Consider the following 279-nt stretch of genomic DNA (forward strand, 5'->3'; position numbering starts at 1 on the left):
TGATCGTCGACCCAATTGAACCCACCCGCGCCGTCGGATGCGAGTATCTGCCCGGTAGTGGCCCCGGTATCGTCGATACTGAAGGTCGTTCCGGTCAATGCGATTCCGGCCCCGTTGGTATATTGTGTATCCGCGTCTCCATCAAGGATGTCTGCTGGGATGTTCTGTACATTGGCCCATTCGGGTTGTAGGTCGGCCTGTGTCAGCAAAGCGCCCCCATCGGAACCTGCGACGATGATCTGATCTGCATCCGCACTAACTATGGTGCCTCCCGAGTCC

The 279-nt window shown here is 57.7% G+C and carries 1 protein-coding gene; it reads right to left on the reverse strand.

The window, feature by feature from the left end; translation table 11 throughout:
* Positions 1-279: hypothetical protein (locus tag ABV409_RS16700; protein ID WP_353878767.1), on the reverse strand; the 279-nt coding region annotated here is incomplete at both ends.

This window comes from Flagellimonas algarum (genome assembly GCF_040513375.1).
In the GTDB taxonomy this organism is placed as follows: domain Bacteria; phylum Bacteroidota; class Bacteroidia; order Flavobacteriales; family Flavobacteriaceae; genus Flagellimonas_B; species Flagellimonas_B algarum.